Source organism: Ideonella flava (genome assembly GCF_051857595.1).
Lineage (GTDB): Bacteria > Pseudomonadota > Gammaproteobacteria > Burkholderiales > Burkholderiaceae_C > Ideonella.
Genome location: NZ_JBPZHD010000011.1, coordinates 123,162 through 143,070, shown reverse-complemented (window position 1 = coordinate 143,070; position 19,909 = coordinate 123,162). Strand labels below are relative to the sequence as shown.

The following is a 19,909-nucleotide window of genomic DNA, read 5'->3' as shown; positions in this document are numbered from 1 at the left end:
CCCACCCCCCCTGAGGAGACAAGCCATGGACATCAAGACCATCGACCAGTTGCTGGACCGCTTCGAGAAGACCGGCGTCGTCGGCGAAGGCGACGCCCGCGTCAAGCTGGTCGTCAACCGCCTCGTGCGCGACCTGATGATCGCCATCGAGGACCTGGACATCTCGCCTGAGGAGTTCTGGTCCGGCCTGAACTACTTCGCCGAAGCCGGCCGCAACGGCGAGCTGGGCCTGATCGCGCCGGGCATCGGCCTGGAGCACTTCCTGGACCTGCGCCTGGACGAGGCCGAGGCGCGTGCCGGGCTGAAAGGCGGCACCCCGCGCACCATCGAAGGCCCGCTGTACGTGGCCGGCGCCCCGGTGGCGCAAGGCGAAGCGCGCCTGGACGACGGCCAGACCGCCGGCGAGGTGGTGGTGATGCAGGGCGTCGTGCGCGGCACCGACGGCCAGCCGGTGGGCGGCGCCAAGGTCGAGGTGTGGCACGCCAACAGCCTGGGCAACTACTCGTACTTCGACCCGAGCCAGAGCGCCTTCAACCTGCGCCGCACCATCGTCACCGACGCGCAGGGCCGCTACAAGTTCCGCAGCGTGATGCCCGTGGGCTACAGCTGCCCTCCGGGCGGCGCCACCGACCGCCTGCTGCAATTGCTGGGCCGTCACGGCCACCGCCCGGCGCACATCCACTTCTTCGTGAGCGCCCCCGGCCACCGCAAGCTGACCACGCAGATCAACATCGAGAACGACCCGCACCTGTGGGACGACTTCGCCTTCGGCACGCGCGAAGGCCTGGTGCCCAAGGTCTACACCAACAACGACCGTGCCGCGATGCAGGCCCTGGGCGTGGACAAGCCGTTCTACGAGATCCAGTTCGACTTCACGCTGCACGCCGAACAGGCCAGCGCGCCGGCCACCGACTTCGCCCGTCCCCGCGCGGCGGCTTGATGCGCTGACCCCAGCGCCGCCCGCGCGGCGCTGCTCCCCCCCAAGCACCTTCTCCTCCCGGCACGCGTTCGTGCCCGGGTCGGGCGAAGCCTTGCCCCGAACTGCCCCGAACAGGCCCGCTCGACCGGGCATGGAGACAAGCATGAGCACTTCCGCATCCCTCGAAGGCCTGCACCAGATCCGGCAGCGCCTGGCCGGCATGCTGGTGGAGGACGCCGACCGGCATCAGTACCGCCTGCACCGCAGCGCCTTCACCGACGAGGCCCTGTTCGACCTGGAGATGAAGCACATCTTCGAAGGCAACTGGATCTACCTGGCCCACGAGAGCCAGATCCCCAACGCCAACGACTACCTCACCACCCAGATCGGCCGCCAGCCCATCGTCATCACCCGCAACAAGGCCGGCGAGCTCAACGCCATCATCAATGCCTGCTCGCACCGCGGCGCCACCCTGTGCCGCCACAAGAAGGGCAACAAGACCAGCTTCACCTGCACCTTCCACGGCTGGACCTTCAACAACTCCGGCAAGCTGCTGAAGGTGAAGGACGCCAACGGCGCCGGCTACCCCGACACCTTCAACCAGGACGGCAGCCACGACCTGAAGAAGGTCGCCCGCTTCGAGAGCTACCGCGGCTTCCTGTTCGGCAGCCTGAACCCCGATGTGCCGCCGCTGACCGAGTTCCTGGGCGAGTCCACCAAGATCATCGACATGATCGTGGACCAGTCGCCCGAGGGGCTGGAGGTGCTGCGCGGCTCGTCCACCTACACCTTCGACGGCAACTGGAAGCTGCAGGCCGAGAACGGCGCCGACGGCTACCACGTCAGCTCGGTGCACTGGAACTACGCGGCCACCACCAACCAGCGCAAGCAGGCCGCGGCCGGCGACAGCATCAAGGCGATGGATGCCGGCAGCTGGGCCAAGCAGGGTGGCGGCTTCTACTCGTTCGAGCACGGCCACATGCTGCTGTGGACGAAGTGGGCGAACCCGGAAGACCGGCCGGCCTACCCGATCCGCGACCAGCTCGCGGCGCGGTTCGGCCAAGCCCGTGCCGACTGGATGATCGGCCACTCGCGCAACCTGTGCCTGTACCCGAACGTCTACCTGATGGACCAGTTCAGCTCGCAGATCCGCGTGCTGCGGCCGATCAGTGTCGACAAGACCGAAGTCACCATCTACTGCATCGCGCCCAAGGGCGAGGCGGCCGAGGCGCGTGCCCGGCGCATCCGCCAGTACGAGGACTTCTTCAACGCCACCGGCATGGCGACGCCCGACGACCTGGAAGAGTTCCGCGCCTGCCAGCAGGGCTATGCCGGCATCGCGCTGCCCTGGAACGACATGTGTCGCGGCGCCACGCAGTGGGTGCCCGGCCCCGACGCCGCCGCCCAGGAGATCGGCCTGAACCCGACGCTGTCGGGCGTAAAGACCGAGGACGAGGGCCTCTACACCGTGCAGCACCGCTACTGGCTGCAGACGATGCAGCGCGCCGTCGCCACCGAGGAAGCCCGCCAGGCGGCCGGCATCGAGCACCCGGTCTGTGCCCACAGCCAGGCCTGTGACCACGCCTGAAGGAGACACCACCATGATGACGATCGAACAGGTGCAGGCCTTCCTGTACCGCGAGGCCCGGCTGCTGGACGACCGCCGGTGGGACGAGTGGCTGGCCTGCTACCACCCGGCCGCTGAGTTCTGGATGCCGTCGTGGGACGACGACGACCAGCTGACCACCGACCCGCAGCGCGAGATCTCGTTGATCTACTACGCGAACAAGGGCGGGCTGGAAGACCGGGTGTTCCGCATCAAGACCGAACGCTCGGCGGCCAGCATGCCCGAGCCGCGCACGGGCCACAACATCCACAACGTCGAGATCGTGTCGACCAAGGGCGAGCAGGTCGAGCTGCGCTTCAACTGGCACACGCTGAGCTACCGCTACCAGACGGTGGACAGCTACTTCGGCACCAGCCACTACACGCTGGACCTCAGCAGCGGCCAGCCGCTCATCCGCCGCAAGCACGTGGTGCTGAAGAACGACTACATCCACCACGTGCTGGACGTCTACCACATCTGAGCCCGCCGACGCCGTTGACCTGCAAAAGCAGGCGCCGGCCACGCCGAGGAGACAAGCCATGCCCCACCAGATTGCCCTTCGCTTCGAGGACGGTGTCACCCGCTTCATCGAGGCCAACCCGACCGAGACGGTGGCAGACGCCGCCTACCGCCAGGGCGTCAACATCCCGCTGGACTGCCGCGACGGCGCCTGCGGCACCTGCAAGTGCCTGGCCGAATCCGGCCCGTTCGAGATGGGCGAGTACATCGAGGACGCCCTCAGCGAAGACGAGGCCGCCCGCGGCTTCGTGCTGACGTGCCAGATGCGCGCCAAGGGCAACTGCGTGGTGCAGGTGCCGGCGTCCTCGTCGGTCTGCCGCACGCCGCAGGCGGCGGTGACCGCCGCCATCAGCGAGGTGCGCCAGCTTTCGCCCAGCACCTTGTCGTTGACGCTGCAGGATGCGTCGCTCGACAAGCTGGCCTTCCTGCCGGGCCAGTACGTGAACCTGCAGGTGCCGGGCACCGACCAGACGCGGGCCTACTCGTTCAGTTCGCTGGTGAAGGACGGCACGGTGTCGTTCCTGATCCGCAACGTGCCGGGTGGCCGGATGAGCAGCTACCTCAGCGGCGCTGCGAAGCCCGGAGACCGCATGACCCTGGCCGGTCCGCTGGGCACCTTCTACCTGCGCGCCATCCAGCGCCCGCTGCTGTTGCTGGCCGGTGGCACGGGCCTGGCGCCCTTCACCGCGATGCTGGAGAAGATCGCCACCGAGGGCAGCGCCCACCCGTTGCACCTGATCTACGGTGTCACGCACGACGCCGACCTGGTGGAGATGGACCGGCTGGCCGAGTACGCCGAACGCATTCCGAACTTCAGCTACGCCGCCTGTGTGGCCAGCCCCGACAGCGCCTACCCGAACAAGGGCTACGTCACCCACCACATCACGCCGGCGCACCTGAACGACGGCGACGTCGATGTCTACCTGTGCGGCCCACCACCGATGGTCGAAGCGGTCAGCCAGTTCATCCGCGAATGTGGGGTCAAGCCGGCCAGCTTCCACCACGAGAAGTTCGCGGCCAGCGCCTGAAGGAGCCTGCCATGTTTCCCCGTTTCCATGACAAGGTCGCCGTGGTCACCGGCGCCGCGCAAGGCATCGGCCGGCGCGTGGTCGAGCGCCTGCTCGAAGAGGGTGGCCGCGTGGCCGCGGTGGACCGCTCCGACCTGGTCCATGAGCTGCGCAGCCTGCCGGGCGCCGCCGATCGACTGCTGACGCTGACCGCCGACCTGGAGCGCCATGCCGACGCCGGGCGCGTGATGGCGGCCACGGCCGAGCGCTACGGCCGGCTGGACATCCTCGTGAACAACGTCGGCGGCACGATCTGGGCCAAGCCCTTCGAGCACTACCGCGAGCACGAGATCGAAGCCGAGGTGCGCCGCTCGTTGTTCCCCACGCTGTGGTGCTGCCATGCGGCCCTGCCCATCATGCTGGCGCAAGGCGGTGGCGCCATCGTCAACGTCTCGTCCATCGCCACCCGGGGCGTGAACCGCGTGCCCTACGGCGCGGCCAAGGGCGGCGTCAATGCGCTCACGGCCTGCCTGGCGTTCGAGAACGCCGAGCGCGGCGTGCGCGTCAACGCCACGGCCCCGGGCGGCACCGAGGCGCCGCCGCGTCGCATCCCGCGCAACACCGAACAGCCCACCGAGCAGGAGAAGGCCTGGTACCAGCAGATCGTCGACCAGACCGTGCAGTCCAGCCTGATGAAGCGCTACGGAACCATCGACGAGCAGGTCGGCGCGATCCTGTTCCTGGCTTCCGACGAGGCCAGCTACATCACCGGCGTCACGCTGCCGGTGGGCGGCGGCGACCAGGGCTGAGCGGCCCGACCCTTCCCCCGACACACGACACGTTGTTCAGGAGACTTCCGTGAGACACATCGACGTTCACAAGGTCGCCGATCAGGCGCGCTTCAACCGCTTCCATGGCCTGGTGATGTTCTGGTGCGCACTGATCATCATCTTCGACGGCTATGACCTGGCCGTGGCCGGCATCGCGCTGCCATCGATCATGAAGCAGATGGGCGTCCAGGCCACCCAGGCGGGCTTCATGGTGAGTTCGGCGCTGTTCGGCATGATGTTCGGGGCCATCTTCCTGGGCACCATCGCCGACCGCATTGGCCGGCGATGGGCCATCGTCATCTGCATCGCGCTGTTCAGCGTGTTCACCGCTGCGGCCGGCATGACGAACGATCCGGTGATGTTCAGCGTCACCCGCTTCCTGGCCGGCCTGGGCATCGGCGGCGTCATGCCCAACGTGGTGGCGCAGATGACCGAGTACTCGCCGCGCAAGCTGCGCTCGACCATGGTCACGCTGATGTTCAGCGGCTATGCGGTGGGCGGCATGCTGGCCGCGGTGCTGGGCAAGGGTCTGATCGAAAGCCACGGCTGGCAGTCGGTCTTCCTCGCCGCGGCCGCGCCGGTGGTGCTGATCCCGTTCATCCTCAAGTCGCTGCCCGAATCGATGCCCTTCCTTCTGAAGCAGGGGCGGCATGACGAGCTCAAGGCGATCGTCGCCCGGCTCGACCCTTCCTTCAAGCCGACCGCCGAGGACCGCTTTGCGCTGCCCGCCGTCGACAAGGCCGCTGACGCACCGGTGAGCCAGCTGTTCCAGGATGGCCGCGGCTTCAGCACGGCCATGTTCTGGATCGCGTTCTTCATGTGCCTGTTCATGGTCTATGCGCTCAGCTCCTGGCTGACCAAGCTGATGGCCGGCGCCGGCTACAGCCTGGGCTCGGCGCTGACCTTCGTGCTGACGCTGAACTTCGGCGCCATGATCGGCGCGATCGGCGGCGGCTGGCTGGCCGACCGTTTCAACATCAAGTGGGTGCTGTTCTCGATGTACGTGCTGGCGGCCGTGTCGATCACGCTGCTGGGCGTGCCGATGCCCACCGAGGCGCTGTTCGTCGTGGTCGGCCTGGCCGGTGCGTCGACGATCGGCACGCAGATCGTCACCTACGCCTATGCGGGCCAGTTCTACCCGATGGCCATCCGCTCCACCGGCATCGGCTTCGCTTCCGGCGTGGGCCGCAGCGGCGCGATCCTGGCGCCGATCGTGATCGGCACGCTGGTGGCGATGGCCCTGCCCCTGCAGCAGAACTTCATCGCCATCGCGATCCCCGCGCTGATCGCCGCGGTGGCCGTGGCCATGATCAGGCATGGACGCTCGGCCTCGGCCCGGGCGCACGCTGCGGGCGCGACCGCCGGGACGGCCGTGGGCACGTCGCCCGCAGTGGCCATCACCGCCGCCAAGTGAACGGGCGCCCGGGGCATCCCACGAACGACACGATCGCACCGGCAGGGCGCAGCGGCCCGCCCGGTGTCCACCCGAGACCCTTGCCATGACCACCCCCTGCATCATCACCGTCGCCATCACCGGCTCGCTGCCGCAGAAGCGCGACAACCCGGCGGTGCCCATCACCGTCCAGGAACAGATCGAATCGACCCACGAGGCCTTCGAGGCCGGCGCCTCGCTGGTGCACCTGCACGTGCGCAACGACGACGGGACAGCGACGTCGTCGCCCGAGCGCTTCGCCCAGGTCATGGACGGCATCCGCAAGCACTGCCCGGAGATGATCGTGCAGTTCTCCACCGGCGGGCGCTCCGGTGCCGGCCGCGAGCGCGGTGCGCACCTGGGCCTGAAGCCCGACATGGGCTCGCTGGCCACCGGCTCGGTGAACTTCCCGACCCGGGTCTACGACAACAGCCCCGACCTGGTGGAGTGGCTGGCCACCGAGATGCGTGAGCACGGCATCAAGCCCGAGATCGAGGCCTTCGACCTGTCGATGGTCTTCCAGGCAGCGAGCCTGCAGCAGCGGGGCTTCATTCGGGGTCCCCTGCATGTGCAATTCGTGATGGGCATCCGCAATGCGATGCCGGTGGACCGCGAGGTGCTGGAGTTCTACGTACGCACCCTGAAGCGCGTGGCCCCGGGCGCCACCTGGACGGGCGCGGGCATCGGCCGCGACCAGATGACGATGGCGCGCTGGTCGCTGGAACTGGGCGGCCACTGCCGCACGGGCATGGAAGACAACGTGCGCCTGGACAGGGACACGCTGGCACCGTCCAACGCAGCGCTGGTGCGTGCGGTGGCACGGCTGTGCGAGGAGCAGGGCCGCCCCGTCGCGAGCGCCCGGCAGGCCCGCCAGCTGCTCGGCCTGCATTGAATCCGGAGCCTCCGTCATGGTCGACTCCAAGGGGGTGATCCAGGCAGACCGGCGCTTCCTGCTGCATGTGCTGCCCAGCGGGCTCCATCGCATCCGTCACTACGGCCTGCATCGACGGAACACCACTTCGTTCGCGCGCTAGAGCAGCGCGTCGCTGCCGGCGTGAACGGTTTCAAGTCGGCGGCAATGAAGCCGCACCACCACCGATCGGGCACCTGCGGCCGGTCCTGGCGGACCCGGCCCCATGACGTCGAGCGCGATGGCGGACGATCGAGCAAAGCTGTACGACTTGCGGAGTAGCGTCAATTGGGTCCGCTTTCCAGAATTGACTCGTCGACGCACCGAGCGTTGATGCGAATGCCGATACGACCTCTCACCCATCACAAGAGACCCTTCCATGAAATCCTTCATCGATCAACCACGCCATCGAACCACCCCGCCAGCAGGCACCCGCGGCGCGTGCGTCGCCACAGCCCGCAAGGCGAATGCTGGCGCAGTGCTTGCCGTTGTCGCCGCCGCAATGCTGTCGCCGGCAATGGCAGCGCCAAGCGGCAGCACCGGCACCGTCGACCTGCGCGGCGTGACGCAGAATTGGGACAAGGTCTTGCCGGCAGAGCCGGGCGCCGGCTGTCCGAACTGGTCCACCCGTTTCACCTGCGTGATGAACAACGCCGCAGTGCGCGACAACGAGACCGGCCTCGTCTGGGCGCAACCGCTTCAGTACACCTACAGCTGGTACATGGCGAGGGAAACCTGCCTGAACCTGAACCTCGGCAATCGCAAGGGCTGGCGTCTGCCTTCCGTGACCGAACTGGCCACGCTTATCGACATGAGCAACCCATCTCAGCTCAAGATTCCCGCGAACTGGCCCTTCATCTTTCAGAAGACGCCGGGCTTTTACTGGACAGCGACCCCTTACACGTCGGCCTATGCAAACGAGGGGCCGACCTACTTCATCATCGTCTTCGAGGGTGGCGGTGTGGGCAACCATGTGCCCGAAGTCCAACTCAACGCCTGGTGCGTGCGCGGCGGCCCGCCGGAGGGAAGTCCGAGCTGAATCTCGCCTACGCCGACGCCCATCACACTCCAAGTGGCGGCGTCGGTACAAGATCTCGTGCACCTGAGTGGCTGCCGCTGGGCACCAGCGGACAGTCAACTCTCCTGCGCTCGCCGCCAAGCCCCCGGCGCCTCGCCCATCAGGCGTTTGAAGGCGCGCGCGAAGGCGGCTTCCGACTCATAGCCCACTTCCTGCGCAATCGCGGCGACCTTTCCCTTTCCGCGGCGGAGCAGGCCGGCGCCCAGTTGCATCCGCCAATTCGTCAGGTACTGCATCGGAGCTTGCCCCGTCAATTCGACGAAGCGCTCGTGCAGCGCCGAGCGTGACAACCCGACCTGGCGGCCGAGTTCCTCCACGGTCCACGGCTGCGCCGGTTTCTCGTGCAGCAGCGCGATGGCTTGGCCTACGTGCCGGTCGCGCAGGGCGCCCAGCCAACCCGCCGAGCCCTCCGGCAGCGAATTCAGATAGCGCCGCGCCGCATCGACGAACACGAACTCGCTGACGCGCTCGAGCACCGCGTCGCTCCCTGCCCTGTGCTCACGCGACTCCGATACGGCCTGATCCAGCAGCTGCGTGGTCCAGGGCCCCAGGTCGCCGGCGCGCAAGTGCATCAACGGCGGCAGTGCGTTGATGAGCGGGTTGAAGGGCTTCATGTCGCAGGCGACGAAGCCGCAGACCACCACGGATTGGGCGCCCTCGGCCGGGCCCGGTGAACCTGGCCGCAGCACGCCGCGGTGGTAGGCCACCGGGATGGGCTTAGGGTCGCTGCGCGTGGTGAAGCGCCAGTCGCTCTGGTCCTCCTGCGCGCGCAGCCCCGGCGCGCTCGACAGCGTGTGCAGATCCCCGCGCGGGAACATCACGATGTCGCCTGCCGTCATTCGTACCGGCGGCTGGCCCTCGGTGGCTGCCCAGCCGTCGCCTTTGAGCAGCAGGTGGTAGGCGAGCACGTGGTCGGCACCCGGCATCAGCACGCCCGCCAGCGTCGCCGAGGGCGGCGTCTCGGCGGCCCAGGAGCCGTCGAAGCTCACGTAATAGAAGACGGCGCCGCGCAGGCGCACGCTTCGCAGGACATCCGACAGGGGGTCGTGGCTCATCGCGGCAGGTCTTCCGAGGACGATCGATCAAGCGCCGCGGACGTTCGATCAAGGCGACGGCACACGAAGGGCCAACGGCGGAGTCGCGAGCAAATCTGCCCGACGCCGGGTGAAGCGTCAATGGGGCTCGCTTCGAAGAATGACTGTCGTCGACGCCGCAGAGCGCAGACGCCACTCACCCGATTCTTCAGGAACTCCCATGACCACCGCAATCAACCCATCCACTTCGGACTTCACCGCCATCAAGCAACGTCAGCAGGCCACCTGGGCCTGCGGCAACTACGCTGTCATCGGCACGACGCTGCAGATCGTCGGAGAGACGCTGGCCGAGGCCGCCGACGTGCGCGCCGGACAAGCCGTGCTGGACGTGGCCGCCGGCAACGGCAATGCCTCGCTGGCCGCGGCTCGCCGCCATGCGCAGGTGACCTCCACCGACTACGTGCAGTCACTGCTCGACAGGGGCAGGGCACGCGCCCTGGCCGAAGAGCTGCCGGTGCAGTTCGAACTGGCCGATGCCGAAGCGCTGCCTTACGAGAACGGCAGCTTCGACACCGTGCTGTCCACCTTCGGCGTGATGTTCACGCCCGACCACCGCCGCGCTGCGGGCGAGATGCTGCGCGTGACGCGCTCTGGCGGCCGCATCGCGATGGCCAACTGGACACCGGCGGGCTTCATCGGCCGGCTGTTCAAGGTCGTCGGTGCACACGTCAGCCCGCCGGCTGGCGTGCAGCCGGCGTCGCTGTGGGGCACCGAGCCCCACATCGTCGAGCTGTTCGGCGCGCATGCCGCGGACATCCGCTGCGAGCACCGCACCTTCACCTTCCGCTACCGCTCGGCGGCGCACTGGATTGCCGTCTTCCGCGAGCTGTACGGTCCGGTGCACAAGGCCTTCGGCGCGCTCGACGCGACCGGCGCGGCGTCGCTGGAGCGCGCCATCACCGCGCTGCTGGACGAGCTCAACGTCGGCGGCCCCGACTCGCTGGTCGTGCCCAGCGAGTACCTCGAGATCGTGATCACCAAGGACTGAGCCATGCAACGCTTTTCCCGCTTCATCATGGCGCCGCTGGTCGGTGCCCTGTTCGCCGCCTGCGCTGTGCCCGCGCGCGCCGACGCCATCACCGACTGGAACCAGCGGTCGGCTCAGGTCATCGCCGAAGCCCGCATGGGCACGCCGCCGGCCGTGCGCGTGATGGCGCTTGTGCAAACGGCCGCCTACGAGGCAGCGCGCGACGCGGCCCGTTCGCCGGATCCCAGTGCGCAGGCGATCGACGTGGCCATTGCGGCCGCGCACCGCAGCGCCTTCTTGCAGCTCCTGCCGGCGCAGCGCGCCACCATCGACACGGCGTTCCAGGCCGCACTGGCGCAAATCCCTGATGACGCGTTGCTTTCGCAGCAACTCGCCGTCGGCGAGAAGGCCGCACAGCGCGTACTGGCCGAGCGGGCCGACGACATGCCGCGCACGCCTGACACCTACCGCCCGCACGCCTCGCCGGGCGCCTACGTGCCCACTGCGATCCCCGCGGTGGCGCAATGGCCTCAGCGCAAACCCTGGCTGCTGAAGCGCACGGACCAGTTCCGCCCTGCGCCTCCGCCGGCGCTGACGAGCGAGCGCTGGGCCAGCGACTTCAACGAGGTCAAGGCGCTCGGCCGCCGCGACAGCCCCCAGCGCAGCGCCGAGCAGACCGAGATCGGGCGCTTCTGGGACTACTCGTTGCCGGCGGTGTACCACGGTGTGGTGCGTTCGGTGGCGCTGCAGCCGGGGCGCGACGTGCTCGCCAATGCACGTCTCTTCGCGACCGCGAGCCAGGCGATGGACGACGCGCTGATGGCGGTGTTCGATGCCAAGTACCAGTACAACTGGTGGCGACCGATCACGGCCATCCGCAATGGCGACGTCGACGGCCACGGAGGCACGGAGCGCGATGCCGGCTGGACGCCGCTGATCGACACGCCGATGCACCCCGAGTACCCCTGCGCGCACTGCACGCTGGCCGCCGCGGTGGGTGCCGTGCTGCACGCCCAGGCTGGGCCGGCGCCGCTGCCGGTGCTCAGCACGACGAGCCCAACGGCGAAGGACGCGATGCGCAGCTGGAACAGCGTTGAGGCCTTCACCCAAGAAGTGGCTCAGGCCCGCATCGTGGCAGGCGTGCACTACCGCTTCTCCACCGAGGCGGGGCAGGTGCTGGGGCAGCGCGTCGGCGAATGGGCTGCGTCGCATGCCGAGACGGCTGGGCCATGAGCGCACAGAACGGCTGCGGAACGGCCTGCTCGCCACAGTAGCCGCTCCACAACCCACCCTCCATGAGGACTCGCATGTTCACCGCTTCCCGTTCGATCGTGGCCGCCGCCGCGCTGGCACTGTGCGCTCCGGCCTGGGCTTCCAGCAGCGGCAGCTTCCACACCGGTGCGATCCGGTTCCAGCTCATCGACCTGCGGCCCGACGACGGCATCGCGCCTTCGCTGACGTTCCAGACGCTGCCCGACCAGGAAGGCGGCGTGGCCGCCCAGGCTGCCCAGCTGTCACCGCTGCAGCTCGAGCTTCGCGCCCAGTACGGCTCCTGGGCGGACAGCCGCATCGCCTCGGCGACGACCCTCGCGAAAGCCAGGGCCCGTGTGCAGGGCGGCGGCAGCGATGGTGGCCTCGGTGGCGCGAAGATGTCGGGCAACGGCGCGGCCAAGGACTTCTTCGGCCCGCCCGAGGCAGCCAGCGGCTTCTTCGCCCAGTCGGTCCTGAGCTCCAGCGGCGAAGGCATCCGCTTCACGCTGTCGCCGTGGACGGCGCTGGTCGTGACGATGGATGCAAGCGTCAAGCTCGCGACCACCAAGACCGGCGACGCCGCCGAGTCATCGGTCGTGCTGAGCGTGACCCTGGACAACCTGGGCGAGCATCGGGACGAGTTCCAGTTCAACTGCAGCGACCCGTGCAACCTCGCCGAAGCGCGGGCGCTGAGCGTGTCGATCCAGAACGAGTCGGATACCGTGGCGGGTGGTCAGTGGTGGGCCATGGGCACCGCGGAAGGCACGGCGGTTTCCACGGCGGCTGCCACGGCTGTGCGGCCGGGCGAAGCGACTGCTCGCGCCACTCGGAAGCTGCGCTTGATGCTGGGGGCCACAGGCTTGACCAAGTGGCAGAAGGCCGCTCGCTGAGCGTTTGGCGGCGCCATCCCGCGCCACTGGCATCCGCAGGCCCGCAGGTGCTTGACCAGATGCGGGCCGAACGTCTGCAAAGCCGGCGCTGGCGCACAGCGGGCTGTCGCCGGCTTGACCGATTCCAGTGTGTGCGCTCCGGGGATGCCTCGAGTGAATGCACGCCCTCCTAAAGCTGACGTCCATCGGCAGCTGACCAGACGCTACCGTGCGAAAGACTGGTTATGCCCAAAGCGACCTGGTGCTGCCGACCCGAAGCGGGGTCACCCTCAAGACGGCAGTTACCAGGCCGAGCGGAGCGCTCCAGGACCGGGCCGGCCGAAAAAAACGCAGTACTGGATGGCGGGCAAGCGTAGACTCAATGCAGTACCAAATGGCGTTTTGTGCGCCCTACGGAGCATTCGAGACTGACGCAACCACTTCGTTGATTTCATTTCTCGTGGAATTGGCCGTCAACTGCAGTTTCCAGGTTAAAGGATTTTCAACTCGATAGTTCGAGCGTGTTCAGGTGGAGCTCGGCGCAACAATTGGAAGGTGTTTGCCCTCTGTGGTGCAGCTTCTGCTCGCCCGGCGAACCGGCCTGCGCCTGACGGATGCAGATGTCGTCAAGCTCGAACAGTTGCTGCGCGTCAGAGCAGGCCATGGCGACCCGGTCGCCTACGTCACCAGCCTGTCCGAGGCGGGACTCGCCCGCGAGGCGGAATTTCTGGCAGCCCGACTCACCCCTGCCGAAACCTATTTCTTTCGTGATCAAGGTCAATTTGCCCTGCTGCGGACGCGCATCCTGCCGGAGCTGATCGAACGCCGGCGCGAGAAGCGTCGGCTACGCCTGTGGAGTGCCGGTTGCGCCAGTGGCGAGGAGGCCTATTCCATCGCAATGCTGATCGACATTGTTCTGCCTGAATGGCAAACATGGCAGATTACCGTCGTCGGCAGCGATATCAACGACGAAGCCTTGACGCGCGCGCGGCGCGGCCGCTACGGCGACTGGTCCTTCCGCATGGTGCCGGAGAACCTCAAGGCCCGCTATTTCAGGTGCGACGGCGACGCGTGGGTTCTGGACCCCCGCATCCGTGCCATGGTCGACTTCCGTTCCGGCAACCTGGTGATGGACGCGCTTGCGGACTGGATGTCTAACGATATGGACCTGATTCTGTGCCGCAACGTCCTCATCTATTTCTATCCCGAGGCGGTTCGCATCGTCGCGGAGAAACTCGCCGCCAGCCTTGCCGAAGGCGGATACCTCGTCACCGGGCACACCGAGTTGCACGCGTGCCCGTTGCATGGCCTGCAAGCCCACCTGTTTCCGGAAGGGGTGGTGTATGAGAGGTCCATGCGCGCGCTGCCGGCCGCGCCCCAATCCCTGGTCTCATCCACGCCGTGCATCATCCCACTGCCTCCTGCCGGAGGATTGCCGCCTCCGGACGCGGCGCCGCCGGTCCGGGAGTCCGCATTGGAGAGGGCACAGGCATTGGCCAACCGCGGTGACTACGAGGCTGCCGACCACGCCTGCCATGAGGCCCTCAACGCCGATTTCTTGCAGCCTGGCCCGCATTTCCTCCTCGCCCAGCTCGCCCAATTGCGCGGCGACTACCGGGAAGCCGAAGCCCAACTCAACCAGACGCTGTACCTCGCGCCCGATCACATCGCCGCCCACCTCGAACTTGCCGCATTGCTCGAACGGGCCGGCCAGACTGAGCGAGCCCGGGCCCGGCGGGGCACCGTCCGTGATCTCCTGCGCCGTCTGCCGGCCGACGCCATGGTGGAACCCTTCGAGGTCAGCGCCGGCCAGCTCGCCGATCGGCTGATCGAATTCGAGCCCCCGTCATGAATGCGCCGCGCGAACTCCTGATCTTCGATTTGGATGGCCTACGCTGCGGCCTGGATGCCAGGCTGGTGCGCGAAATTCTCTGGCTTCCAGCCCTTTACCCGGCCGTCGCCGCGCCGGCAGGCGTCATCGGCGTTTTCAATCTGCGGGGTGAAATCGTGCCGGTCGTCGATCCGGCGTCCCGCCTGAAACGCCCGCCCCTGACCGGCCGGAGCTGCGACCAGATCGTGGTCTTGGCGAGCGCGGAGAACCTCGTCGGGTTGCTGGTGAGCGCAGTGCGCGATCTGGTCCCATTCGGCGTCGGCGCCGACCTGGCCGGCCCCGATTACGGTCCGCAATCGAATCCGCTGGTGATCGGCAGCGTCCAGTTGGGCGACGACTTGGTCACCCTCGTCGATGCCGGGCTTCTGCTTTCTCCCGCCATCGCCCTCGCCGATGGCTCCGGCGCGGCCGAGACGGGGTTCCGCCAGGATCCGGCGCCCGCCGCACAGTCCGTCTTCCAGGCCCGCGCCCGCGCCCTGCACCCGCCCGCCACCCGGGTGGAGCAAGCTGCGACGGCCCTGGCTGTGGTCGAACTGGGCAGGCAGTATTTCGGCATCGAAATGCGCCACGTGCACGCCTTCTGCCATATCGGCACGCTCACCCCCATACCCGGCTGCCCGCCGCATATTGCCGGAGTATTTGGCCTGCGCGGTCAGTTCGTCACCCTGCTCGAACTGGCGCCCGCCCTCAACCTGCCCCCTCCCGCCGGGCCGCGCTCCAAGGCGGTGGTCGGCCGCTTGGGCGAGGCGGTAATCGGTCTGGCCCTGGACGACGTGGTCGATGTCATCAACCCGGCCGCAGCCGACCTGCAGCCGCCGCCGGCAGAGCTGGTACGGCAGCGGGGCTCGGAGATCCGGGCGGTTACCTCCTACCTTGGGCGCATGGTTGTCCTGCTGGACTTGCCTGCCCTCCTGGCACGCGAGGAATGGCTCGTGGACGAGAAGGTGGCTTAGGAGAAGACGATGTTTGCGAAACTCAAATTGCGGCAGCGCATCCTGCTCGGCTATCTCGCGCCCCTGCTGCTGCTGATCGCGGTCATGGTCCTCGTATTCGACAGCCTGGACGAGGTGCTGTCGGCGTCCGAACAATTGAATCGATCCAGTCGGATCGAGGACGGGGCCTATCAGATACAACTGCACGTCGCCTCCATGCAGCACGCGGCCCACAGCTACATCCTGCTGAAGAACCCCCAGTCTCGCGGGAATTTTGAAAGACACGACAAGGCGCTTTTCGACCTGGAATCGCTCGACCAGCTGGTGCAGGACGGCCAGCAGCTCGAAACCCTCCGCCGCGTACAGGCGCTGGCCTCGGAAGTCCGCAATCAGACCCGGCAATATATCGATCTGGTCGACGCTGGCAAGCCGGAGGAGGCGGTCACCCTGTTTCGGATGGGTGGGGGCCTGAAGCAGTCCGAAGAAATGGATCGGCTGTCGAGCCGCCTTCTCCAGCGTGCCAGCGCACTTGACCAGATGCAGCGAGCCAAGCTGGAGGCCGCGCTCGGGCAGGTGCACCGCGCCATCGTGGCCGGCACGGTCGGGGCGGTCGTCATCGCCATCGGCATCGGCTGGTGGCTGGCCCTCGCCCTGAGCCGCCGGATCAGCGACTATGCCGTGCAGCTGGCGTCGGCCACCAGCGAAATCGCCGCCACCGTCACCCAGCATGAAAGCACCTCCAGCCGCCAGGCGGCGGCAGCGAGCGAGACCGCCAGCACCATCGAGGAACTGTCCGCCTCATCGCGCCAGTCGGCCGAGCAGGCGGCCAATGCGGCGGCCCTGGCAGGCGACGCCAGCCGCAGCACTGGCGAAGGCAGCGCCACCACCAAGAAGACCATTGCGGCCATGAGCGACTTGAAGGACAAGATCAACCTCATGGCCGACCATATCGTCCGGCTTTCCGAGCAGAGCGGGCAGATCGGCAACATCGCCGGCCTGGTCAAGGATCTGGCCGGGGAAATCAACATGCTGGCGCTGAACGCGGCCGTGGAGGCCACTCGCGCCGGGGAGCACGGCAAGGGATTCGCCGTGGTTGCGAGCGAGGTGAGGAAACTCGCCGACCAGAGCAAGAAGTCGGGCGAACAGACGACGACCTTGATCGCCGAGATCCAGAAGGCCACGGATTCTTCCATCATGATGACCGAGGACAGTGCGCGCATGGTCGCCGACGTCACCCGGCAGGCTGAGGAGGTCGGCGCGCTGTTCCAGCAATTGACCGGCATGGCGGCGAACGTGAACATGAACGTCCAGCAGGTCATGCTCAATGCCAAGCAGCAGTCCGCCGCCTTCGATCAGGTGGTGCAAGCCACCGGCAGCATTTCGGCCGGTGCCAGGGAAACCGCCGCCGGCATCAGCCAGACCAAGGTCGCCGTCGAGCAGCTCAACCTGGCGGTACAGAACCTGAGGGCCTTGGCCTGACGCCCCATGATCGACGATCCCCAACTCCTGGCGATGTTCAGGATGGAGAGCGAGGAGCGCCTCGCCAAGCTCGACAGCGGCCTGCTGCGCCTGGAGAAGAATCCCGCCGATCACGAACTCCTCGAAGAGCTGTTCCGCGAAATGCACAGTCTCAAGGGAGCGGCGCGCATGCTGCGGCTCATGCCCATCGAGAACTCCACCCATGCCCTGGAAGGACTCCTGAATGCCGCGCGCAAGGCGCAGGGCCCGCTCACGCCGGCCGGCATCGAGGCGCTCGACAGCGGCCTCGTGAATCTGCGCGCCCAGATCCAGGCGGTCATCTCGCCGGCTCCGACCGCACCGGTGCCGCCGGCGATGCCAGAGCCGGGCGATATGGCACCCGCGGTCCCGGCTGGTGCCGAGTCCTTTCACATCGAGACGGTTCGGGTCGAGACCGCGAAACTGGACGACCTCCTGACGCTTACCGGCGAATTGGGCGTGCTGCAGGGGCGCAGCCGGCACACGCGGATGCTGTTGTCCGGCATGCTGGAGCAGTGGTCCCAGTTCGAGCGCGACCGTCGCCAGTTCCCTTCAGATCGCCGGCAGGAGACCATCACCCGCCTGGGCAGCCTGTTGCGGGCGGTCGATGACGGTACGCGGGAGGATGCCGACCGCCTGCAGTCCGCGCTGTCCGGGCTGCAAGAGCAAGTCCTCGACATGCGCCTCCTGCCCCTGGCGACGGTATTCACTCTTTTTCCGCGCATGGTGCACGACCTGGGCAGGGCGGCCGGCAAGGAAGTCGAGCTTCACATCGAAGGCGCCGACATTGCGCTCGACAAGCGCATCCTGGAGGAGATCAAGGATCCCCTTATGCATCTTCTGCGCAATGCCGTGGGCCATGGCATCGAAGCGCCCGAGGATCGCCTGCGTCTCGGCAAGCCGCGGGCCGGCCAGATCCGCCTGGCCGCCATCCGCGAAGACCGGCACGTCAACATCGTGGTCCAAGACGACGGGGGTGGCCTGGACCTGGAGGCCATCCGCCGGTCCGCCGTGCAGCAAGGTGTCTTCAATGCCGAGACTCTTGAGGGCATGTCGCCTGCGCAAATTCAGCAGGTGGTCTTCCTTCCGGGCTTCTCCACCGTGCCTTACGTCACCGAACTGGTCGGTCGTGGCTTCGGCCTCGACGCGGTGTTGACGAATGTCGAGGCCTTGAAGGGTGGCATCAGCCTCGATTCCACGCCCGGCCGCGGCACCGCCTTCACGCTGCGCTTGCCCGTGAGCCTTACGACACAGCGCTTGCTGCTGGTAGTGGCCAACCGCCAGCATTTCGGCCTGCCGGTGGAAGCCGTCGAGGCCATCCGGCGCTTGCCGGCCAGCGCCTGCTTCAGCCTGAACGGGCGGGTGGCCATCCATCTCGACGGCCAGTCGATTCTGGCGCCGTTGCTGGCCGCGGTGCTGGCGCTTCCGGGCCACCCAGGCGACAACGCCGCCGGGTCGATTGTCTGTGTCGTGGTGCGGATGGATGGCGAGCGGCTGGCCTTGCAGGTCGATGATGTGCTGGCGGAGGAGGATGTCCTGCCCCGGCCCCTGCCGGCGCCGCTCAAGCGGGTGCGCAACGTCGCTGGCCTCGCTGCCCTGGCGAATGGCGAAATCTGTCCGGTGCTGAACCCGGCCGATCTGCTGCGTTCGGCCGCGCAAGTCGCGGCGGCGGTCGTGCGGCCGGCGCCGCGGCCACGCCGCAGCATCCTGCTGGTGGAAGACTCCGCCCTGGTGCGGGCGATGGAAAAGCGCATCATCGAAGGCGCGGGCTACGACGTAGTCACCGCAGTGGACGGTGAGGACGCGATCGGCAAGCTGGGCAGCCGCCCCTTCGCCGGCGTCGTCTCGGACATCCAGATGCCCAAGCTGGATGGACTCGGCCTGACCGCCCGCATGCGCGAGGATGCCCGCTATCGCGACCTGCCGGTGATCCTGGTGACGGCGCTGGCGTCCGACGCCGACAAGCGGCGCGGTCTGGAGGTGGGCGCCAATGCCTACATCCCGAAGCCCGCCTTCGACCAGCAATTGCTGCTGGAAACCTTGAAACGGCTGGTGGGAACATGATTCGCGTTCTGCTGGTGGACGATTCGCCGCTCGCCCTTCACCTCCTCCAGCGGGTCCTCGCAAGCACGCCAGACATCCGAGTCGTGGGCACGGCGCTGAACGGCCGCGAAGCGCTGCCCCTGGTCGCCAGCCTCAGCCCCGACGTGATCTGCCTCGACCTGCATATGCCGGTGATGGATGGGCTGGAGTTCACTCGCGCGGTCATGGCCAGCACGCCGCACCCCATCCTGGTGGTCAGCGTCTCGGTTGAGCCGGGCGGATCCGGCGTCTTCAAGCTGCTTGAGGCGGGCGCCGTGGATGTGCTGCCCAAGCCCGGAGTGCTCGAAGCCGACGACGCGGGCTTTGCCGCCGAGTTCGCGGTCAAGGTGCGGGTGGTCGCCGGGGTGCGGGTTTTCCGGCGTCGCCTGGGCCCTCCCGCGTGGTCGCCGACGATCGATCTGATGAAGGCGGGGCCGGCGAAGCTCGCCGTGCTGGGCGCCTCGACGGGTGGTCCGCAAGCCCTGAAACAAATCCTGGGGGCGTTGCCGACCGGCTTTCCCCTGCCGCTGGTCTGCATCCAGCACATCGGCGGCGAGTTCCTGCCCGAAATGCTGACCTGGCTGGGACAGACGACGCCGCTGGCGATCCGGCAGGCCCGTGCCGGCGAGTATCCCGAGCCCGGCAGCGTCCATTTTCCGCCCGCCGACAGGCATCTCGAATTCGACCGGGCGGGGCGCTTCCTGCTGACCTGCAGTCCGCCCTTTGGCGGGCACCGGCCGTCGGTGACGGTCAGCATGAATGCGGCAGCCCGGCAATTCAGAGACGGCGCGGTCGGGGTGCTGCTCACCGGCATGGGGCGCGACGGCGCCGATGGCCTCGCCAGCATCGCCCAGGTCGGCGGACTGACCATCGCCCAGGACGAGGCCACTTCCGTGGTCTTCGGCATGCCGGGCGAGGCAGTGGCGCTCGGCGCGGCGCGGCACGTGCTGCCGCTGGAACAAATCGCCCCGACTCTCATGGCCCTGGTCAAAAACGACAGGCGAGCATCCACCGAAAACTAGGCG

General features: G+C 67.7%; 17 protein-coding genes and 1 pseudogene. 17 read left to right on the top strand and 1 reads right to left on the bottom strand.

Annotated features, from left to right (window positions below):
* The first annotated feature begins 25 nt into the window (after positions 1 to 25).
* From catA to ACS5PM_RS23680, 9 genes and pseudogenes are all read left to right on the top strand, one after another.
* A complete protein-coding gene (gene catA / locus ACS5PM_RS23720) occupies positions 26 to 940 on the top strand; it encodes a catechol 1,2-dioxygenase (RefSeq protein WP_439390181.1) in 915 nt (304 codons plus the stop codon).
* A 142-nt stretch (positions 941 to 1,082) separates the two neighbouring features.
* The gene (benA, locus tag ACS5PM_RS23715) at positions 1,083 to 2,507 is read left to right on the top strand and encodes a benzoate 1,2-dioxygenase large subunit (protein WP_439390180.1); all 1,425 of its coding nucleotides are present in this window, start codon (positions 1,083 to 1,085) and stop codon (positions 2,505 to 2,507) included.
* Positions 2,508 to 2,520: 13 nt separating this feature from the next.
* Positions 2,521 to 3,006, top strand: a complete 486-nt coding sequence (gene benB, locus ACS5PM_RS23710) for a benzoate 1,2-dioxygenase small subunit (protein WP_439390179.1) — start codon at positions 2,521 to 2,523, stop codon at positions 3,004 to 3,006.
* A 58-nt stretch (positions 3,007 to 3,064) separates the two neighbouring features.
* Positions 3,065 to 4,072, top strand: a complete 1,008-nt coding sequence (gene benC, locus ACS5PM_RS23705; RefSeq protein WP_439390178.1) for a benzoate 1,2-dioxygenase electron transfer component BenC — start codon at positions 3,065 to 3,067, stop codon at positions 4,070 to 4,072.
* 11 nt (positions 4,073 to 4,083) lie between these two features.
* Positions 4,084 to 4,860: a 1,6-dihydroxycyclohexa-2,4-diene-1-carboxylate dehydrogenase gene (locus ACS5PM_RS23700; RefSeq protein WP_439390177.1), complete on the top strand. Its 777-nt coding sequence runs from the start codon at positions 4,084 to 4,086 to the stop codon at positions 4,858 to 4,860.
* A 49-nt stretch (positions 4,861 to 4,909) separates the two neighbouring features.
* A complete protein-coding gene (locus ACS5PM_RS23695; protein ID WP_439390176.1) occupies positions 4,910 to 6,295 on the top strand; it encodes an MFS transporter in 1,386 nt (461 codons plus the stop codon).
* 85 nt (positions 6,296 to 6,380) lie between these two features.
* Positions 6,381 to 7,205 carry a 3-oxoadipate:acetyl-CoA acetyltransferase gene (locus ACS5PM_RS23690; RefSeq protein WP_439390175.1) on the top strand — a complete coding sequence of 275 codons (825 nt, stop codon included), beginning with the start codon at positions 6,381 to 6,383 and terminating at the stop codon, positions 7,203 to 7,205.
* A 49-nt stretch (positions 7,206 to 7,254) separates the two neighbouring features.
* Positions 7,255 to 7,341: pseudogene (locus ACS5PM_RS23685) on the top strand (transposase); the annotation flags it as partial.
* A 261-nt stretch (positions 7,342 to 7,602) separates the two neighbouring features.
* A complete protein-coding gene (locus ACS5PM_RS23680) occupies positions 7,603 to 8,262 on the top strand; it encodes an Lcl C-terminal domain-containing protein (protein WP_439390172.1) in 660 nt (219 codons plus the stop codon).
* Positions 8,263 to 8,357: 95 nt separating this feature from the next.
* On the opposite strand, the gene ACS5PM_RS23675 is transcribed toward ACS5PM_RS23680, so the two are convergent.
* On the bottom strand, positions 8,358 to 9,356 hold the full coding sequence (locus tag ACS5PM_RS23675) for an AraC family transcriptional regulator (RefSeq protein ID WP_439390171.1): 999 nt from the start codon (positions 9,354 to 9,356) through the stop codon (positions 8,358 to 8,360).
* Positions 9,357 to 9,555: 199 nt separating this feature from the next.
* Between ACS5PM_RS23675 and ACS5PM_RS23670 the strand changes: the two genes are divergently transcribed.
* The 8 genes from ACS5PM_RS23670 to cheB all read left to right on the top strand — a co-directional run bounded on the left by ACS5PM_RS23670 (position 9,556) and on the right by cheB (position 19,906).
* Complete coding sequence (locus ACS5PM_RS23670) at positions 9,556 to 10,383, top strand: class I SAM-dependent methyltransferase (protein ID WP_439390170.1); 828 nt, start codon at positions 9,556 to 9,558, stop codon at positions 10,381 to 10,383.
* 3 nt (positions 10,384 to 10,386) lie between these two features.
* Positions 10,387 to 11,595 (top strand): vanadium-dependent haloperoxidase, encoded by a 1,209-nt coding sequence (locus tag ACS5PM_RS23665; RefSeq protein WP_439390169.1) that lies wholly within the window; start codon positions 10,387 to 10,389, stop codon positions 11,593 to 11,595.
* Positions 11,596 to 11,669: 74 nt separating this feature from the next.
* Entirely contained in the window at positions 11,670 to 12,503 is an 834-nt protein-coding gene (locus ACS5PM_RS23660) for a hypothetical protein (protein WP_439390168.1), read from the top strand.
* Between the two features lie 550 nt (positions 12,504 to 13,053).
* Positions 13,054 to 14,334, top strand: coding sequence for a CheR family methyltransferase (locus tag ACS5PM_RS23655; RefSeq protein ID WP_439390167.1), 1,281 nt, complete (start codon positions 13,054 to 13,056; stop codon positions 14,332 to 14,334).
* Positions 14,331 to 15,326, top strand: a complete 996-nt coding sequence (locus ACS5PM_RS23650) for a chemotaxis protein CheW (RefSeq protein ID WP_439390166.1) — start codon at positions 14,331 to 14,333, stop codon at positions 15,324 to 15,326. The genes ACS5PM_RS23655 and ACS5PM_RS23650 overlap by 4 nt, the downstream gene beginning before the upstream one ends.
* Positions 15,327 to 15,335: 9 nt before the next feature.
* Positions 15,336 to 16,784, top strand: a complete 1,449-nt coding sequence (locus ACS5PM_RS23645) for a methyl-accepting chemotaxis protein (protein ID WP_439390165.1) — start codon at positions 15,336 to 15,338, stop codon at positions 16,782 to 16,784.
* A 6-nt stretch (positions 16,785 to 16,790) separates the two neighbouring features.
* Positions 16,791 to 18,866, top strand: coding sequence for a hybrid sensor histidine kinase/response regulator (locus tag ACS5PM_RS23640; protein ID WP_439390164.1), 2,076 nt, complete (start codon positions 16,791 to 16,793; stop codon positions 18,864 to 18,866).
* Positions 18,863 to 19,906, top strand: coding sequence for a chemotaxis-specific protein-glutamate methyltransferase CheB (cheB, locus tag ACS5PM_RS23635; RefSeq protein ID WP_439390163.1), 1,044 nt, complete (start codon positions 18,863 to 18,865; stop codon positions 19,904 to 19,906). Before ACS5PM_RS23640 ends, cheB begins: the two co-directional genes overlap by 4 nt.
* The last annotated feature ends 3 nt before the right edge of the window (positions 19,907 to 19,909 follow it).

Excerpts from the sequence above, each read along its gene's own strand:
- catA (WP_439390181.1), top strand. The coding sequence starts at position 26 with ATGGACATCAAGACCATCGACCAGTTGCTGGACCGCTTCGAGAAGACC.
- benA (WP_439390180.1), top strand. The coding sequence starts at position 1,083 with ATGAGCACTTCCGCATCCCTCGAAGGCCTGCACCAGATCCGGCAGCGC.
- benB (WP_439390179.1), top strand. The coding sequence starts at position 2,521 with ATGATGACGATCGAACAGGTGCAGGCCTTCCTGTACCGCGAGGCCCGG.
- benC (WP_439390178.1), top strand. The coding sequence starts at position 3,065 with ATGCCCCACCAGATTGCCCTTCGCTTCGAGGACGGTGTCACCCGCTTC.
- ACS5PM_RS23700 (WP_439390177.1), top strand. The coding sequence starts at position 4,084 with ATGTTTCCCCGTTTCCATGACAAGGTCGCCGTGGTCACCGGCGCCGCG.
- ACS5PM_RS23690 (WP_439390175.1), top strand. The coding sequence starts at position 6,381 with ATGACCACCCCCTGCATCATCACCGTCGCCATCACCGGCTCGCTGCCG.
- ACS5PM_RS23680 (WP_439390172.1), top strand. The coding sequence starts at position 7,603 with ATGAAATCCTTCATCGATCAACCACGCCATCGAACCACCCCGCCAGCA.
- ACS5PM_RS23675 (WP_439390171.1), bottom strand. The coding sequence starts at position 9,356 with ATGAGCCACGACCCCCTGTCGGATGTCCTGCGAAGCGTGCGCCTGCGC.
- ACS5PM_RS23670 (WP_439390170.1), top strand. The coding sequence starts at position 9,556 with ATGACCACCGCAATCAACCCATCCACTTCGGACTTCACCGCCATCAAG.
- ACS5PM_RS23665 (WP_439390169.1), top strand. The coding sequence starts at position 10,387 with ATGCAACGCTTTTCCCGCTTCATCATGGCGCCGCTGGTCGGTGCCCTG.
- ACS5PM_RS23660 (WP_439390168.1), top strand. The coding sequence starts at position 11,670 with ATGTTCACCGCTTCCCGTTCGATCGTGGCCGCCGCCGCGCTGGCACTG.
- ACS5PM_RS23650 (WP_439390166.1), top strand. The coding sequence starts at position 14,331 with ATGAATGCGCCGCGCGAACTCCTGATCTTCGATTTGGATGGCCTACGC.
- ACS5PM_RS23645 (WP_439390165.1), top strand. The coding sequence starts at position 15,336 with ATGTTTGCGAAACTCAAATTGCGGCAGCGCATCCTGCTCGGCTATCTC.
- ACS5PM_RS23640 (WP_439390164.1), top strand. The coding sequence starts at position 16,791 with ATGATCGACGATCCCCAACTCCTGGCGATGTTCAGGATGGAGAGCGAG.
- cheB (WP_439390163.1), top strand. The coding sequence starts at position 18,863 with ATGATTCGCGTTCTGCTGGTGGACGATTCGCCGCTCGCCCTTCACCTC.